Here is a 14,735-nt window from a genome sequence, read left to right as displayed (position 1 = left end):
GCGCCATGCGGAAAGGCCCCTTCTTTAGGCAAACTCAGGGGAAAAGATCGGGGAGTTCGGCGCGTGCGATGCGTCGCAATCTGACCGCTTCTGCCATGTCTATCGAGCGATAGGGAAACCGCAAGCGGGTGCTTACGGGTCCCCAATTGCCGATCGCACTCAAAAGTTTGTCGAGAGCGGCGTTCGAATAGCCAAATTCCTGGCGAAAGGGGACGATATGCGCGTCCATAAACGTGCAGATGCGTCGCTCCAGATCGAGTGCGGCGTCTATATCGTTTCGCATCGAGACCGTCCAGGTCTGAGCACCGCGGGGACTAAGGCAGGCCACGTTGGAAAAAGAGCCTGCTGCCACACCTTCCTTGGTGCCGGTTGCGAGATGATGGCCGGGGACGAAGAGCGACAGCCCGGACAGATACAGGCGCGCCTCGACATACCAGCAAGCGTCGCCATCGGCGAGCTTGATGCCGATCACCTCAGACACCGCCGCGCAGACCATGCCGAGGTCCTTTGGCGCCAGCACCCGTTTTGCATGCGGCGGATTGTAGAGGATGAGCGGAATGCCGTCGGCAGCCTCGGCCGCTCGTTTGAGGAAGTCGACCGCTTCGGCATCGTTGAGCGGCCACCAGTCGGGCAATATGACCTGAATGGCGCGGGGATCGAGCACGGCGGCGCGGCGGACGCGATTGAGCATGATCAGCGGGTCGGGCTGGCAGGCGCCGATGACGAATGGCGTTGAAGATGCCTTGCAGCGTTCGGCCAGCATTGCCTGGATGCTGTCAAACTCCGCCTCCGTCTGATTGTGGAATTCGCCGGCAGTGCCGTTCGAATAGATACCATCGACGCCGGCATCGATGAGGATGTCGATCTCTTCACCAAGCTTGTCGAATTCGATGCTGTCATCGGCTGCGATCGGCAGAAGCAGGCTCGCCCAATTTCCGCCGATGGCGGGACGCGGCGTCTTCGCATTCATCTCTTGTTTCTCCGATGGATGACGGATCAGTTGAGGTCGTCGCGGATGCAGGCCTTGAAGTGGCCGGGAGCGATTTCCCGCAGTTGCGGAACGGCGCCGGCGCAGGCTTCAAGCGCGCTCGGACAACGCGTGCGAAAAACACATCCGCTCGGCGGATTGGCCGGGCTTGGAATATCGCCTTTCAGGATCTGCCTGTTACGGCGGGCATCCGGATCAGGCGACGGAATCGCCGAGAGAAGCGCGCGTGTATAGGGATGCTGCGGTCTCGCATAGAGATCAACACTCGGCGCGATTTCCATGATGCGGCCGAGATAAAGCACGATCACCCGGTCGCAGATATATTCGACAACTGCAAGGTCATGCGAGATGAACAGCATGGTCAGGCCAAGCTGCTGCTGCAGATCGCGCAGCAGGTTGATCACTTGCGCCTGGATCGACACGTCGAGCGCCGAGACCGGCTCGTCGGCGACGATGAATTCTGGCGATAATGTCAACGCACGGGCAATGCCGATGCGCTGGCGCTGGCCACCGGAAAATTCATGGGCATATCGATTGATCGCATCGGCGGGCAGGTCGACCTGGGTCAAGGCCGACTGCGCCCGTTCGAGCCTGTCACGGGCGGTGCCGATCCCCTGGATCTTCAGGCCTTCCGTCAGGATCTCGCCGATCGTCATACGCGGCGACAGGCTAGCGAAGGGGTCCTGGAAAATATACTGCATGCGCGGCCGTTGCCTTCTGAGCGCGGAGGCGGAAAGTGCCGTGAGTTCTGTGCCGTCGAAACGGACGCTGCCTGACGACGGCTCGACCAGGCGAAGGACAGAGCGCCCGATCGTGGTCTTTCCGCTGCCGGATTCGCCGACAAGCCCGACGGCTTCACCCTTGCCGATGTCGAAGGAGATACCCTCAAGAATGTTCAGCCGCGTGCCGCGGGAAGTATAATGTTTCGAAAGGTCGCGGACGGAGAGCAGCGGTGCACTCATCTAGATCTCCTGCCATCTGATGCAGCGGCTGCGATGCTGCGGATTGACCTGTTCGAGTGCGGGAACGGCAGCGCGACAGGCATCGATCGCGAACTTGCAGCGCGGGGAAAAGGCACAGCCGCTCGGCATGTTCATCAGGCTCGGAACCATGCCGGGAATGGCCGCAAGCTTTTCGCCGGCCAGCTTCATCCGCGCGGCATCGCCAAGGCGCGGCATGGAGGCGAGAAGGCCCATCGTGTAGGGGTGCTTGGGATTGCGGAAAACCTCGCCGACCGGCCCTTCTTCGACGATCCGGCCGGCATACATTACCGCGACGCGATGGGCGATTTCGGCGACCACGCCGAGATTGTGGGTGACAAAGAGCATGGCCATGCCGCGCTCGCGCTGCAGTTTGAGGAGCAGGTCGAGAATCTGCGCCTGGATCGTCACGTCAAGCGCCGTTGTTGGCTCGTCGGCGATCAGTAGCGCCGGATCGCAGGCGAGCGCCATGGCGATTGTCGCGCGCTGCCGCATGCCGCCCGACAGTTCGTGCGGATATTGGCCGGCGCGGCGTCGGGCGTCCGGTATGCCGACGCTTTCAAGCAGCGCGACGGCTGCGTTCATCGCCGCCTTGCGGTCCGCTCCGCGATGGATGCGGATCGGCTCGCCAATCTGGTCGCCGATAGTGAAGACGGGATTGAGGCTCGACATCGGCTCCTGGAATATCATGCCGATGTCGTCGCCCCTGATCCTGCGTATGCTCTCTTCGTCGAGGGAGACGAGATCGCGTACCACGCCGTTCCCCGTCGCAAGGCGGATGCTGCCTGCGGCGATCACGCCGATGTTGCGGGTCAGCAGCCGCATGACCGACAGGCTGGTGACCGACTTGCCGGAGCCGGATTCGCCGACCAGCGCAAGCGTCTCGCCGGCGGCAACGGTCAGGTCGATATTGTTGACCGCCGTGATCTCGCCACCGCGGATGCGGAAGATCGTTCGCAATCCTCTGATGTCGAGTACGGGTTCGGCGGTCTGTTCCATCAACTGGCTCAGTTCAGCAGACCGGTTGCACGCAGGATCTCGTCGATCCGCGCGGTTTCGGCTTCGTTGAGGGAGGCACGCGGCCGCGGCATGACGGCGGAATCGATGATGCCGAGGCTGCGCATGGCGGTCTTGAAGGCGCCGATGCCGGCTGCGCCGCCACTGACACGGCCCTGCGCGACCCAAACGATTTCGAACAGGCGGCAAAGCCGCTCCTGTTCCTTCTTGGCGGCGACCCAGTCGCCACGCTGGGCGGCATCCCAAAGGCGGACATAGCCGTGCGGATCGACATTGGCGATACCAGGGACAACACCATGGGCGCCCATCAGCAGGGCGGTGTCGACGACGATCTCGGAGCCGGTCATCAGGAAGACGTTCTTGTGTTCGGCAAGATCGAGGAGCGCATAGCGGAAGTTGCCGTCGTCGCCGCTGGAATCCTTGAGGCCGATAATCGCGCCTTCCCTCGCGAGCGTGACCACGGTCTGGCGCTGCAGCTTGACGTGAACGCAGACGGGAATGTCGTAGGCGATCAGCGGAATGTCCACCGCGTCGCGGATATAACGGAAGTGGTCGAGGATCTCGGACTGGCTGGTGACCGTATAGAATGGCGCCGTCACCACGACTGCATCGGCGCCGGCAGCCTTTGCGACCTTCGCATGGGCGATGACGCGATCCGTGGTCGGATCGATGACGCCGACGATCAGCGGCACCCGGCCATTCACCACCTTGGCCGAATGCTCGATGATTTCCCGCCGGGTCTTCTCGTCATGGAAGATCACCTCGCTCGTCGAGCCGAGCACGAATACGCCATGGCAGCCAGCGTCGATCAGATGCTCGAGCACGCGTGTATAGGATGGGTAGTCGATGGTAAGATCCGGATTGAGCGGTGTTACGACGGGGGGGACGACACCCTTGAATTTGGTCATTTTCGCTTCTTTCGATTGTCAGTTCAGTTCGGCACGCGGGTCGAAGGCATCTCTGAGGCCATCGCCAATGAAGTTGATCGCCAGGACGGCAAGGATCAGCGCGGCGCCGGGGAAGAGCCATTGCCACGGATATTGTTCGAGCACGGCGGTCGAGCGGGCCGCGTTCAGCATGTTGCCCCAGCTTGCTGCCGGCGGGGCGATACCGAGACCGAGAAAGGACAGGCCCGCCTCGAGCAGGATGGCATTGGCGATCTGCAGCGTTGCATAGACCACGAGGATATCGATCGAGTTCGGCAGGCCGTGGCGAAAGAGCAGATGTCCGATGCCGGCGCCCATGCCGCGGGCAGCCATGACGAAGTCGCGTTCACGCAATTCCAGTAGCCGCGAGCGGATCATGCGCGCAAGCAGCGGCCAGGAGAGCAGCGAGATGACCAGCACCGTCGGCCAGATGCCGGTGCCGGCAATCGAGGCGAGCACAAGCAGGAAGATGACGGGCGGCAGGGTCATCACCAGATCGACGAAGCGCATCGAGACGGCGTCCGTCCAGCGGCCTGCAAGCGCCGAAATTGCCCCGAAGAGAAAACCGATGACTGCCGAAAGCGCGGTCGATGCAACGGCGACCAGCAGCGAAATCCGGCCGCCTTCGAGCACGCGCGCGAAGACGTCTCGGCCGACGCCGTCGGCTCCGAACCAGTGCGTTGCCGTCGGGCCGCTATTCATCGCCAGAAGATCGATGTCGTTCGGCCGGAAAGCCCACCATAGCGGATAGGAGAGGATCAACAGCAGCATTGGAACGGCAATGCAGACGCCGGCAACGGCTGCGCGATTGAGCAGAAACCGACTGAAGGCGCGGGCAAGTGGTCCGGGGCTCCGGCGTTCGGAAGAGCGTGCCAGCATGATCAACTCACCTTGATGCGCGGGTCGACGACCGCATAGGTGATATCGGTCAGAAGGTTGACGACGATAACGCAGGCGCCGATGACGAGCGTCGCCCCCATGATGACGGGGTAGTCGCGAGTCTGCACGGCATCGACGAGCAACAGACCCATGCCCGGCCAGTTGAAGACGCTCTCGATGAAGATGGCGCCGCCGATTGCAAGCCCGATGGTGGAGCCGATCAGCGTCACGATCGGCAGAAGCGCATTGCGCAAGGCATGCTTGCTGATGACCCAGAACTCGCGAACGCCCTTGGCGCGGGCCGTGCGCACGTAGTCCTGGTTCAGAACTTCGAGCAGCGAGGCGCGCATGTAACGCATGATCAATGCGGCCTGCGCGACAGACAGAAGTGCCGCCGGCAGGATCAGATGATGGAGGAGATCACCGAGCGAGAATTCCTCGCCCGGCGTCAGCATGCCGCCTGATGGCATCCAGTGCAGGCGGACGGAGAAAATATAAAGGCCGATCAGCGCGCTGAGGAATGCCGGGCTGGAAATGCCGGCAAGCGCAATCACCGACAAGGAGAGATCGGCAAGCGAATTGCGGCGGACGGCGCCGATCACCCCGAAGGTAATGCCGGCGACGATGGCGAAGGCAAGTGCGGTGCCCATCAAGAGCACTGTCGGGCCGATCCGTGACAGCACTAAACCCAGAACCGGCTGATCGAGACGCTTGATCGAATAGCCGAGATTGCCGGTCAGCGCCTGCTGCAACCAGCCCAGATACTGCACGGGCAAGGGCTGATCGAGCCCGAGGCTTCGGCGCAGATCGGCAAGATCTGACGGCGACATCGGCAGATTCGGATCGATATAGGCATCGATCGGATCGCCGGGTGTCAGGCGCAGCAGCAGGAAGATCAGCATGCTCAGGGCAACGAGCATGCCTATTCCTATGATCAGACGTCTGAGACTGTATTGGAGCATCGGCAATCCGTCTTATCGGGCCGTCTTGTGAGGGTGGCCGAGGCCACCCTCGAGGCTTTCCCGGCAAACGCCTATTCGGCAATCGACCATTTCTGCGGATTGGCCTGGTAGGGGCCGCCGCCCGGCGCCGGCGTCCAGACGAAATCCTTCACCTTGGTCGAGACGATGCCGTAGCGGTTTGCCACCCAGAGCGTCGCCCAGGGCAGGTTCGTGTTCATCGCCTTGCAGACGTCCTGGTAGGCGGCATCCCGCTTGGTGCTATCAGGCTCGGCCAAGGCACTATCGAGCGCCTTGGTGAGGTCAGGCATGCGAACCCTGGCGACATTCGGTCCGGCCGGAGGGATCTGCTTCTCGTTGAGGCCGACATTGATGCTTCCGGCATCCGGCCCGTTCTGCAGCCCTGCATAAACCAACTGGAACTGGGCAATATCCGGCGTCGCATTGAGCACGATGCTGTTATAGGTCGGCGCATCGACGGCGCGCGGGACGATGTTGATGCCGACCTGGGCAAGCATTGCCTGGACTGCGGCAAGCACGTTGGTCGCCAGCGGCGTAGTGTAATAGGTCAGAAGCGTGATCGGTTTGCTGCCGTTGATCTGGTCCCAACCGGCTTCCGTCAGCAATTGCTTGGCCTTCTCGGGATCGTAGGTATAGGTGTCGATGCCCTGAGGTATCAGCTGTTCGGCGACATAGGCGCAATTGGCAGGCTTGGCCGCGCCGCCATAGAGGCTCTGGATGATGGCATCGCGATTGATCGCGTACATCACCGCCTGGCGGACGCGCACGTCCTTCCAGAGCGGGGAATCGTGGTTGAAGCCGAGATAGTTGACGACGAAAGAGTTGCCTTCGATGACCTTAAAGTCCTTGTTGTCCTTGAAGGTCGGCACGTCGTTGGAATCGACATAGGTGAACTGGATTTCGCCGGATCTCAGCGCCGCGATCGCTGCGGCCGGGTTGGCGAAATAGCGATTGATGACGCGTTCCAGTGCGGGTTTGCCACCGCGGTAATCGGTATTTGCGGCAAGTTCGACATATTGATCCGAGACGTATTTGGTGAATTTGAACGGACCGGTGCCGATCGGGACCGTGGACCACCACGCGTTCTTCGCCAGCTGGTCGGCCGGAATCGAGGAGAGGGCATGCTCGGGCAGCATCATCACCTTGGTCATCGTGTCGGGAAAACTGCTGCTGGGGGCGCTGAGCTTGATGACAACAGTGTGATCGTCCGGTGTCTCGACCGACGATATGCCCTTCAGCCGGGCAGCGAGCACCGAGCCGGTTTTCGCTTCCATCGCAAGGCCCATGGTGAACTTCGCGTCCTTGGCGGTGAACGGTTTGCCGTCATGCCATTTGGCGTCCGCCAGCTTGAACGTGTAGGTCATCTGGTCGGAGCTGACCTCGTAGGAGCTTGCCAGCGCGCCGACGACCTTCTGCAGCTTCTCGTCATAGGTGATCAGCGGTTCGTAGTAGACGCTGAGCCAGGTGAAGCCGGCGGTCGCGGCGAGCGGATTGAAGTTGCCCTGGAAGCCTCCGGGGCCGACATCGAAACCGCCCGACAGCGTGGCTGCCTGAGCCTCAGCTGCAACGCCCGAAACGACAAGAGCCGGAACGGCAGCCGTCGACAGCAGGGCGCCAAGCGCAATGACGGATAATCTAGACAGTCTTTTCATGTGTTCCTCCCACGTTTGAACTTGTCTTGTTGTTGGCAATCACCCGGGCAATGCCTTCGTAGTGACGATCCAGGCGTCTGCGCGCCTCCTCCAGATCTTTTGCCTCGATCGCATCGACGATCGCGGCATGGTCGCGCCACGTCGCCATCGGATCGGCATTTTCAAGGTTGACGAAATCCGACGCCTTATAGAAGGCGAGCCAGAAGACATCGATCAGCCGCACCAGCGTTTCATTGTCCTGGCAGCGAAACAGCAGCCGGTGGAACAGCTGGTCGTCTTGCGCAAAGGTTTCGCCCCGCTCAGCATGGGCGCGCATCCGATTGACGGTGGCGCGCAGCTCGGCGATGTCCTCCTCGCCGATCACGTCGATCGTCTTGCCGATCAATCCCACTTCCAGCGTACGCCGGATTTCGAGGACCTCCTCGATCTGCCGCAGGGCGCCGCCGAGGCCATAAGCGAGGTTGTCGAGAAGCGGCTCGAAGGAAAAGGCCTTCACGAAGATGCCGACGCCGCGCCGCGTCTCCAGCACGCCGAGCGATTCCAACGCCTTTATGCCTTCCCTCAGCGAATTGCGGCTGACGCCGAGCTGGGTGGCGAGCTCTCCTTCCGCCGGAAGCAGGGTGCCGGGCGCAAGGCCATTGTCGTCGATATAGGCGCGCAGACTTTCCTGCACGGAGACATGCAACAGCGGCGCGCGCGTTAGCGGCTTCATCGATTTCAATGTCATGCCGGTCACTTTCCCGCATCGCCGATAAGGTCGAAGTACATATCGACTTGTAGGATATCTGTCAACTGGTCAGTCTTGGAGAAGTGCCGCCGAACCCAGCTGGCAGCCGTTTGAGGCGGGTGTTTTTGGGCACCGGAAGGACCACAGGAACGGCGCACTTTTGCCGGAATTACTTCATTGGAGGCTTTGATCGACCTCTGGAGAGTGGACCACCACGCGGTTGCGGCCGGTCTTTTTGGCAAGGTAGAGGGCCGCATCCGCTTGTCGCTGCATGTGCTCTGCTGACACGGGTTCACCGTTTTGCATCGATATCGCTAGTCCGATGCTGACAGTGACCCAGGGACCGACGCGGGAAGTAGGATTTGGAAGAGACGCAGCTTCTACTCGGCTGCGAATTCTCTCAGCGATCAACTCGGCCTCCTGTTGATCGGAGCCTGGGAGAAAGACGAGAAATTCTTCGCCTCCGTACCGGGCGACCTGGTCCCGCTCGTCTCTCATGCTGCTCTGAATGATGCCGGCAACTTTCACCAGGCAGCGGTCGCCTTCGGCATGTCCGAGATTATCGTTGAGATGCTTGAAGTCGTCGACATCGCACATCAGCATCGCCGCGCCGTTCGTTCTTTTGAGGTCTTCGTTCCAGAAATGATTTAGCGTTTCCATCATCGAACGCCGGTTGGCGACACCCGTCAACGGGTCGGTCCGCGCCAGCAATTCCAGCTGCGAGTTGGCGTCTGTAAGCTCCGCGAGGCGACTTCGATCTCGTAACTCGAGCAAGAAAGTCTTCTGAGCGAAGATGGTGGCGGTGCGGCGGGCAACGACGGTTGCAGCCACACCGCTTGCGAAAAACAGCGTCCCGGCCAGAGCACTTCCCGCTTCAATGTCTGGATTGCGCAGCTGAAACACAAGATAGAGACCGAGGGCAGCAGCGCCGATCGCCATCGCCCAACCGAGTGGAATCGGAAATATGATAATAGCGGTGACGGCCACAAAAAGCATGATGGTCAAATGCCGCTCGTAAAACTCACCACCGGTATTAACACCCACCAAGGCGACTGACAGGAGGATGAGAAAAACGGCCGAGAGGAGGAAAACTCCCTGCACCCACAAAGCATGCGGCCGCAGGAAGGCTATCGCGGCGACAAGAGCCGCGGGGGGAAGGATAGACGCTGGCCAAAGCATCGACATGACGGTTTCGGTCGGAAGCAAGATCGCGTTGAGGCCCAACGTCAGGACGTCGAGCACGATAACCCAAACCATCCACGCGCGGATGATCTTGGCAGTCCGCGGCCAGGAGCGTTCGCCAAAAAGCTGGGCCAGTTCCCCATTGAGGCGGATATCACGCGTGCGTCCACCGAGCAGGCGCTCGACTTGCTCTACAATGGCCGGGCTCAACCTCTGAAGAGGTTTCCGCGAAGACGCCCTTACCGGTTTGATAGGAGCTGTGGTTCGCTCGGTATCCATGTGTCGGATCTAGGGAGCAGACGACTGGAGGCAAGACGAGCCGCGAATTCCGCCCCAAAAGACGATATGCTTGCCCTAATGATTTTGTACCACGGGACAACAGTATGTCGTTACCGTATCATATTGGGTCAAAGTCTCATTCGTGCCAGGCCGAACTCACGATTCAATTCTTTTCACGGCGATCACCTTTCAGTCGGTAGACCGACACGTGATTTGCCCTCCGTCAGAGCGGGATAGTAAGCGTTCGACTTGACGTCTGGTTTCCGAATGACGGCCGCTCACGCCGTGACCTGATTTCGCAGCCGGCCCTCGTCGAGCAGGATCTTGACCGTCTGCGCTGCGTTGTGGCGCATCTCGATGGCTGCATGATCGGAATAGAAGGCATTGTGTGGCGTTATCACCCAGCCACCCCTCAAGCCAGTCACTCCTAAACCAACTCGAGGAGTTGCCAGGTGATATCGAATTCCATATATTGATAGCATTACCATCAGTGTTAAAGAGTGCAATCATGGCAGCAGTTACAATACGCAATTTGTCTGAGGAGACACATCGTGCCTTGAGAGTGAGGGCAGCTCATCACGGCCGCAGCACAGAAGCAGAAATCCGTGACATTCTAGAAACAGCGGTACGGCCAGCTGAGCGCGTCATGTTGGGCTCGTTGCTAGCATCGATCGGTCGCGAGGCAGGGCTTTCCAACGACGACGTAGATAATCTGCAGCTCGTCCGAGACAAAACAGCTGCGGAACCCATGAGTTTCGAATGATCCTGATCGATACCAACGTCATCTCGGAGCCATGGAAGCCCACACCCGATAATCAGGTGCTGGCGTGGATCGATGCTCAAGCGGTGGAAACGCTGTTCGTTTCGGCGATTACAGTCGCCGAGTTACGGTTCGGCATTGCCGTGATGCCTAGCGGAAGACGAAAGACCATCCTCTCCGATCGACTAGAACAGGAAGTTCTGCCTCTATTTTCAGGACGCGTTCTATCCTTCGACATGGCTGCGTCACAGAGCTATTCGGAACTAATGGCGCGAGCACGCGTAGCAGGTCGGGCAGTCGGTAGAGCAGATGCTTATATCGCCGCAACTGCCGCGGCGAACGGATTTATTGTCGCCACCCGCGACACTAGCCCCTTCGAAGCCGCAGGACTTAACGTTATCAACCCGTGGCACGCATCAACATAGCAGCGACAAAGCGTCAGATGATTGCCGAGCCGCAATCGCCAGCTCGACCCATCAAAACCGGCAGATTGACAGTCGTCTCGATCCGCACCTGGGCTTCGCACGACAGAACCGCCTCCCTTGGCAATTTACCCGCACAAACATTGCGAGGCCGATTCTTACGTACAACCTGTTCGAGAAAGTCGAGCGCGGTATTTTATCGATTAAAAGGTGACTAAAATTATCATCTTATATTGACAAGGCCAATTTCGCTCCATAGGTTCCGCCCGCATCCGTGACGTAGGGACCAAGCAATGGCGCGTGTTTTTTTGAATGTTTCTAATAATGTATCGCGAATTTACAGAGATAGCTTATTTGTCACGACAGCGATCGTCCTGATCGGCATTACGGCATCGCCGGCCTCAGCCCAGAGCGCATCGACAGATGCCAGCGCGACAACGCTGGAGCCGATCGTCATTCAAGGTGCATCCTCTGATAGCAAGACTGACCGAACGTCCGTTGCCGCCAAGAACAGTTCAGCCGCGACCAAGATCAACACCCCGCTCGTCGAAACGCCGCGTTCGGTTTCGGTGACCACCGAGAAGGAAATCGAGCAGCGTGGCGCGCAGAGTATCATCGAGGCCGTGCGTTATTCGGCCGGCGTGACGACGGGACCGAACGGCTTCGATCCGCGCTTCGACCAGATATACATTCGCGGTTTCAACGTTACGACGATCGGTGATTATCGAGACAACTTGCGCCAGCCCTACATCAATTATGGCATGTTTCGCACCGATCCTTATCAGCTGCAGCGCGTCGAGGTGATCAAGGGGCCGGTATCCGTGCTTTACGGTTCGGGATCGCCGGGCGGTCTCGTCAACAAGATATCGAAGCTTCCGACCGAAGAGCCGATCCGCGAGGTGGGTGTCTCCTACAGCACCAAGGATCGGGCTCAGGCGATGTTCGATTTCGGCGGGCCGATCAGCGAAGGCAACGACGATTTTCTCTATCGCATCGTCGGCCTTGCCCGCCACGGCGATACCAATTTCGATATTGCCGACGACCGCTATTTTCTGGCGCCCTCCTTTACCTGGAAGCCTGACGAAGGCACGACCTTCACGCTGTACGGTCTGGCGCAAGCCGACGAGACCGACTCCAATGTCGGCGCGATCACGACCCTGGACGGCAGAATCCTCGACATCAGGCAGAGCGATCCCGATTACGACCACCAGAAGGTCAAGCAGCAGCAGATCGGCTATCAGTTCGAGCATGAATTCGACAACGGCCTGACGTTCCGGCAGAACCTGCGTTACTCGCATCTCGATCTTCGCGCTCGCTACCTCGGCGTTTCCAGCTGGACCGGGACCGTCGCACATCGCAACGCCAGTTCGATCCGGGACGAGATGAACGTCTTCCAGGTCGACAACCAGCTCGAGGCGCAGTTCGATACAGGTCCGCTTGCCCACACGATGTTGTTCGGGCTCGACTACACCAATCTCCAGTCGAACTGGGGCTACGGCATCGGCGCCGTCAACTCGGCATTCGATTTTGATATCGCCAATCCGACCTATGGCGTGTCGGGCGCCACGCCGGCCTATAACTTCATCGTAGCCGATGCCGACATGCGGCAGGTGGGTGTTTACGCCATGGACCAGATCGAGGCCGGCAACTGGCGCTTCAATCTCGGCGGCCGCCAGACCTGGGTGAAACAGACGCGTGACACGACCTACCCCTCATTTGGGTTGAACGAGTCGGAAGACGTCAACAAGAATGCCTTCTCCTGGCAGACCGGCGCGCTTTACCTCTTCGACAACGGCATCGCGCCCTTCGTCTCTTACGCAACTTCGTTTGATCCGGTGACCAACCGGTCGACATCCGGCAAGATCCTCGAGCCGACCGAGGGTGAACAATACGAACTCGGCGTGAAATATCAGCCGCCTGGCACAGATATCCTGCTGTCGGCGGTCGCCTATCACATCGCCGAAAAGAATAAGCCGGTGCTGGTTAATCCGGTTACCCTTGCCTATGACTCGCTCGGCGAGGTGACGGGAAAGGGCATTGAGCTTGAAGCCCGCGCGGCTGTGGCCGATGGCCTGGATCTCATCGCAGCCTACACCTACAATCATTCCGAGGTGACCGGGGGTGGTGAAAACGAGGGCAACACGCCGGCTGTGACGCCCTCCCATGTCGCAAGTCTCTGGGCCAACTATACGTTCCAGGAAACCAATCCGTTCAACGGGCTGTCCGTCGGCGCGGGTGTCCGTTATGTCAGCGAGAATTGGACAGATACAGCCAATACGTCGAAGAATCCCTCGAGCTTCTACATCGATGCATCCGCCGCTTATGATTTCGGCGCGGTCGACAAGAAATATGAGGGCCTGACGGCCGCCTTCAACATCCGCAACATTGCCGACGAACGCGACACTGTCTGCAACGAAGGCTTCTGCTACCTCGGACAGGGCAGGAACATGACCGGAACCCTGAAATACCGCTGGTAAGGCACGGCAATGGAGACAAACGGGGTCTTCCAACGCCCGACCTTGATCGCTGACCATCCCGTCGCGCACCAAGCCGTCGACCTCGACGGTCTGGTGGGCGACAGCCCGTTCTCCTATTGCCGCGGCAAGCTGCTCAGCGCTCTCCCGCAGACGGGCATCGTCGTTTCCTGCAGGGATCTTTGCGACCGAGCGATCTTCGACGAGGTCATTGGCCGATATGCGCAAAAATTTCCGGGCAGCGACCGTCGCGCGATCGTCTCCATGTGGACCCTCTATTATTTCAGCATGCTGACGATTGCTCCGAGCGTCCATATGTTCATGAACCGCATCGCGCTGCCGTTGGAGGTCGATCGGCTTTCGCTCGTCTGCAACGAGCAGACGGGCGAGCCGGAAGCATTCGTGATGTCAGGCAGGCCCGAGGCGACGAGTGACCCGGCCGCTGAGCTTCTCCGGCTGATGCGCGGTCACGCCGAACCTCTCGTCGCGGCGATTGCGGCCAACGCCGGCGTCGCTCCGAAACTCCTCTGGAACAATGTTGCGGCCTATCTCTCCTGGATTCTGAAAGAGATCGCTCATCGCCACGAGCCCGCCCTCGTCGAAGGCGGCCTGGCGCTTCTGGACGAAGCTCAATGGCCGGGCGGCGGGCGCAACCCGATGTTCGGCATGATCCGCATTGCGCGCCAGCAATGCGGGCTCGAATTCGTCCGCCGGAAAGTCTGCTGCCTGCGCTATAATCTGCCGGGCGTCGGCGGCTGCGGCGAAGCCTGCCCGCTGCCGGAGGGGCGCCACTAGCTCCTATCGTCCGCCGCGTGCAGAGACGGGTGCCCTGCGCACCAGTTATTGCGTTTGCCCGCCAAACAGAAGTCTCGTCGTCTCAAAGCGTAGCCTCACCTGCCTCGACGTCGGCGAGTGGCTTGACCATGAACAGGCATGGATGGTCCTCGTGCCAAAGCTTTGCAAAGACCTCTGCCCGCACAAAGCCGTTCCGGTCATAGAAGCGCCGCGTCGCCTCGAATTGCGGTTCGTCGAGGCCGCGCGGGGCGAGCGTTTTAACCGTCAGCAGCCTGGCACCCGTTTCATAGCCAAAACGTTCGGCCGCATCGATGAGATGGCGTCCGGCGCCGCGACCGTGATGTTCGGGTCGTGTCGCAATCAGCGCGATCTCGATGGCGCCGGGCGGGTGCGGCTTCAAGGCCATCAATGCGGTCACGACATCCGCTTCGACATAGCCGAACACCGGCAGGTCTTCGATCGCCTGGGCGCTCGCTTCGATGACCTCAAGTTCTGAAAACCAGTCCGGCAAGGCCCCCATGATCGATCGGCAGAGCTCTGCCTTGCCGGTCAGGATCTCAACTGTTTTTCCCATTTTTTCTCGCCTCCGATCAGTCGATTTAAACTTGACTCCTGTTATCACCTTAAAATAGACACTGCAATCAAATCGTGTACTTTAGCTCAAAAAAAGGAGC

15 protein-coding genes are annotated in these 14,735 nt (G+C 59.9%); 4 read left to right on the top strand and 11 right to left on the bottom strand.

The window, feature by feature from the left end:
* Positions 1–34 precede the first annotated feature (34 nt).
* The 10 genes from RWJ89_RS00930 to RWJ89_RS00885 all read right to left on the bottom strand — a co-directional run bounded on the left by RWJ89_RS00930 (position 35) and on the right by RWJ89_RS00885 (position 10,011).
* Positions 35–970, bottom strand: a complete 936-nt coding sequence (locus tag RWJ89_RS00930; RefSeq protein ID WP_131663391.1) for a dihydrodipicolinate synthase family protein — start codon at positions 968–970, stop codon at positions 35–37.
* A gap of 26 nt (positions 971–996) precedes the next feature.
* The gene (locus RWJ89_RS00925; RefSeq protein WP_221968058.1) at positions 997–1,950 is read right to left on the bottom strand and encodes an ABC transporter ATP-binding protein; all 954 of its coding nucleotides are present in this window, start codon (positions 1,948–1,950) and stop codon (positions 997–999) included.
* Positions 1,951–2,967, bottom strand: coding sequence for an ABC transporter ATP-binding protein (locus RWJ89_RS00920; RefSeq protein ID WP_222039554.1), 1,017 nt, complete (start codon positions 2,965–2,967; stop codon positions 1,951–1,953).
* 8 nt (positions 2,968–2,975) lie between these two features.
* Positions 2,976–3,893, bottom strand: a complete 918-nt coding sequence (locus tag RWJ89_RS00915; protein WP_168326999.1) for a dihydrodipicolinate synthase family protein — start codon at positions 3,891–3,893, stop codon at positions 2,976–2,978.
* Between the two features lie 18 nt (positions 3,894–3,911).
* Positions 3,912–4,790 (bottom strand): ABC transporter permease, encoded by an 879-nt coding sequence (locus RWJ89_RS00910; protein ID WP_072641185.1) that lies wholly within the window; start codon positions 4,788–4,790, stop codon positions 3,912–3,914.
* A gap of 2 nt (positions 4,791–4,792) precedes the next feature.
* Entirely contained in the window at positions 4,793–5,752 is a 960-nt protein-coding gene (locus RWJ89_RS00905) for an ABC transporter permease (RefSeq protein WP_316030425.1), read from the bottom strand.
* A gap of 71 nt (positions 5,753–5,823) precedes the next feature.
* Positions 5,824–7,422 (bottom strand): ABC transporter substrate-binding protein, encoded by a 1,599-nt coding sequence (locus RWJ89_RS00900; RefSeq protein WP_316030424.1) that lies wholly within the window; start codon positions 7,420–7,422, stop codon positions 5,824–5,826.
* Positions 7,406–8,149, bottom strand: a complete 744-nt coding sequence (locus tag RWJ89_RS00895) for a FadR/GntR family transcriptional regulator (RefSeq protein ID WP_168255521.1) — start codon at positions 8,147–8,149, stop codon at positions 7,406–7,408. The genes RWJ89_RS00900 and RWJ89_RS00895 overlap by 17 nt, the downstream gene beginning before the upstream one ends.
* Before the next feature lie 174 nt (positions 8,150–8,323).
* Entirely contained in the window at positions 8,324–9,610 is a 1,287-nt protein-coding gene (locus tag RWJ89_RS00890) for a GGDEF domain-containing protein (protein ID WP_391581106.1), read from the bottom strand.
* A 278-nt stretch (positions 9,611–9,888) separates the two neighbouring features.
* Positions 9,889–10,011, bottom strand: a complete 123-nt coding sequence (locus RWJ89_RS00885) for a hypothetical protein (RefSeq protein ID WP_261337140.1) — start codon at positions 10,009–10,011, stop codon at positions 9,889–9,891.
* Positions 10,012–10,118: 107 nt separating this feature from the next.
* Between RWJ89_RS00885 and RWJ89_RS00880 the strand changes: the two genes are divergently transcribed.
* From RWJ89_RS00880 to fhuF, 4 genes are all read left to right on the top strand, one after another.
* Positions 10,119–10,373 carry a FitA-like ribbon-helix-helix domain-containing protein gene (locus RWJ89_RS00880; protein ID WP_131663397.1) on the top strand — a complete coding sequence of 85 codons (255 nt, stop codon included), beginning with the start codon at positions 10,119–10,121 and terminating at the stop codon, positions 10,371–10,373.
* Positions 10,370–10,795 (top strand): type II toxin-antitoxin system VapC family toxin, encoded by a 426-nt coding sequence (locus tag RWJ89_RS00875; protein WP_131663398.1) that lies wholly within the window; start codon positions 10,370–10,372, stop codon positions 10,793–10,795. The genes RWJ89_RS00880 and RWJ89_RS00875 overlap by 4 nt, the downstream gene beginning before the upstream one ends.
* A gap of 290 nt (positions 10,796–11,085) precedes the next feature.
* The gene (locus RWJ89_RS00870) at positions 11,086–13,269 is read left to right on the top strand and encodes a TonB-dependent siderophore receptor (protein ID WP_316030423.1); all 2,184 of its coding nucleotides are present in this window, start codon (positions 11,086–11,088) and stop codon (positions 13,267–13,269) included.
* 9 nt (positions 13,270–13,278) lie between these two features.
* The gene (gene fhuF / locus RWJ89_RS00865) at positions 13,279–14,061 is read left to right on the top strand and encodes a siderophore-iron reductase FhuF (protein ID WP_168281332.1); all 783 of its coding nucleotides are present in this window, start codon (positions 13,279–13,281) and stop codon (positions 14,059–14,061) included.
* Positions 14,062–14,143: 82 nt separating this feature from the next.
* On the opposite strand, the gene RWJ89_RS00860 is transcribed toward fhuF, so the two are convergent.
* The gene (locus tag RWJ89_RS00860) at positions 14,144–14,635 is read right to left on the bottom strand and encodes a GNAT family N-acetyltransferase (RefSeq protein WP_168281334.1); all 492 of its coding nucleotides are present in this window, start codon (positions 14,633–14,635) and stop codon (positions 14,144–14,146) included.
* Between the last annotated feature and the right edge of the window lie 100 nt (positions 14,636–14,735).

The sequence above is a fragment of the Rhizobium sp. 10PS4 genome, assembly GCF_032464805.1.
Lineage (GTDB): Bacteria > Pseudomonadota > Alphaproteobacteria > Rhizobiales > Rhizobiaceae > Rhizobium > Rhizobium laguerreae.
The sequence above is the reverse complement of the archived record's forward strand: the minus strand, read 5'-3'. Positions and strand labels throughout refer to the sequence as shown.

Bases quoted from the DNA above. Each gene is read 5' to 3' on its own strand.
- RWJ89_RS00860 (WP_168281334.1), bottom strand. From the start codon at position 14,635: ATGGGAAAAACAGTTGAGATCCTGACCGGCAAGGCAGAGCTCTGCCGA.
- fhuF (WP_168281332.1), top strand. From the start codon at position 13,279: ATGGAGACAAACGGGGTCTTCCAACGCCCGACCTTGATCGCTGACCAT.
- RWJ89_RS00890 (WP_391581106.1), bottom strand. From the start codon at position 9,610: ATGGATACCGAGCGAACCACAGCTCCTATCAAACCGGTAAGGGCGTCT.
- RWJ89_RS00895 (WP_168255521.1), bottom strand. From the start codon at position 8,149: ATGACATTGAAATCGATGAAGCCGCTAACGCGCGCGCCGCTGTTGCAT.
- RWJ89_RS00905 (WP_316030425.1), bottom strand. From the start codon at position 5,752: ATGCTCCAATACAGTCTCAGACGTCTGATCATAGGAATAGGCATGCTC.
- RWJ89_RS00920 (WP_222039554.1), bottom strand. From the start codon at position 2,967: ATGGAACAGACCGCCGAACCCGTACTCGACATCAGAGGATTGCGAACG.
- RWJ89_RS00875 (WP_131663398.1), top strand. From the start codon at position 10,370: ATGATCCTGATCGATACCAACGTCATCTCGGAGCCATGGAAGCCCACA.
- RWJ89_RS00925 (WP_221968058.1), bottom strand. From the start codon at position 1,950: ATGAGTGCACCGCTGCTCTCCGTCCGCGACCTTTCGAAACATTATACT.
- RWJ89_RS00880 (WP_131663397.1), top strand. From the start codon at position 10,119: ATGGCAGCAGTTACAATACGCAATTTGTCTGAGGAGACACATCGTGCC.
- RWJ89_RS00870 (WP_316030423.1), top strand. From the start codon at position 11,086: ATGGCGCGTGTTTTTTTGAATGTTTCTAATAATGTATCGCGAATTTAC.
- RWJ89_RS00900 (WP_316030424.1), bottom strand. From the start codon at position 7,422: ATGAAAAGACTGTCTAGATTATCCGTCATTGCGCTTGGCGCCCTGCTG.
- RWJ89_RS00910 (WP_072641185.1), bottom strand. From the start codon at position 4,790: ATGCTGGCACGCTCTTCCGAACGCCGGAGCCCCGGACCACTTGCCCGC.
- RWJ89_RS00915 (WP_168326999.1), bottom strand. From the start codon at position 3,893: ATGACCAAATTCAAGGGTGTCGTCCCCCCCGTCGTAACACCGCTCAAT.
- RWJ89_RS00930 (WP_131663391.1), bottom strand. From the start codon at position 970: ATGAATGCGAAGACGCCGCGTCCCGCCATCGGCGGAAATTGGGCGAGC.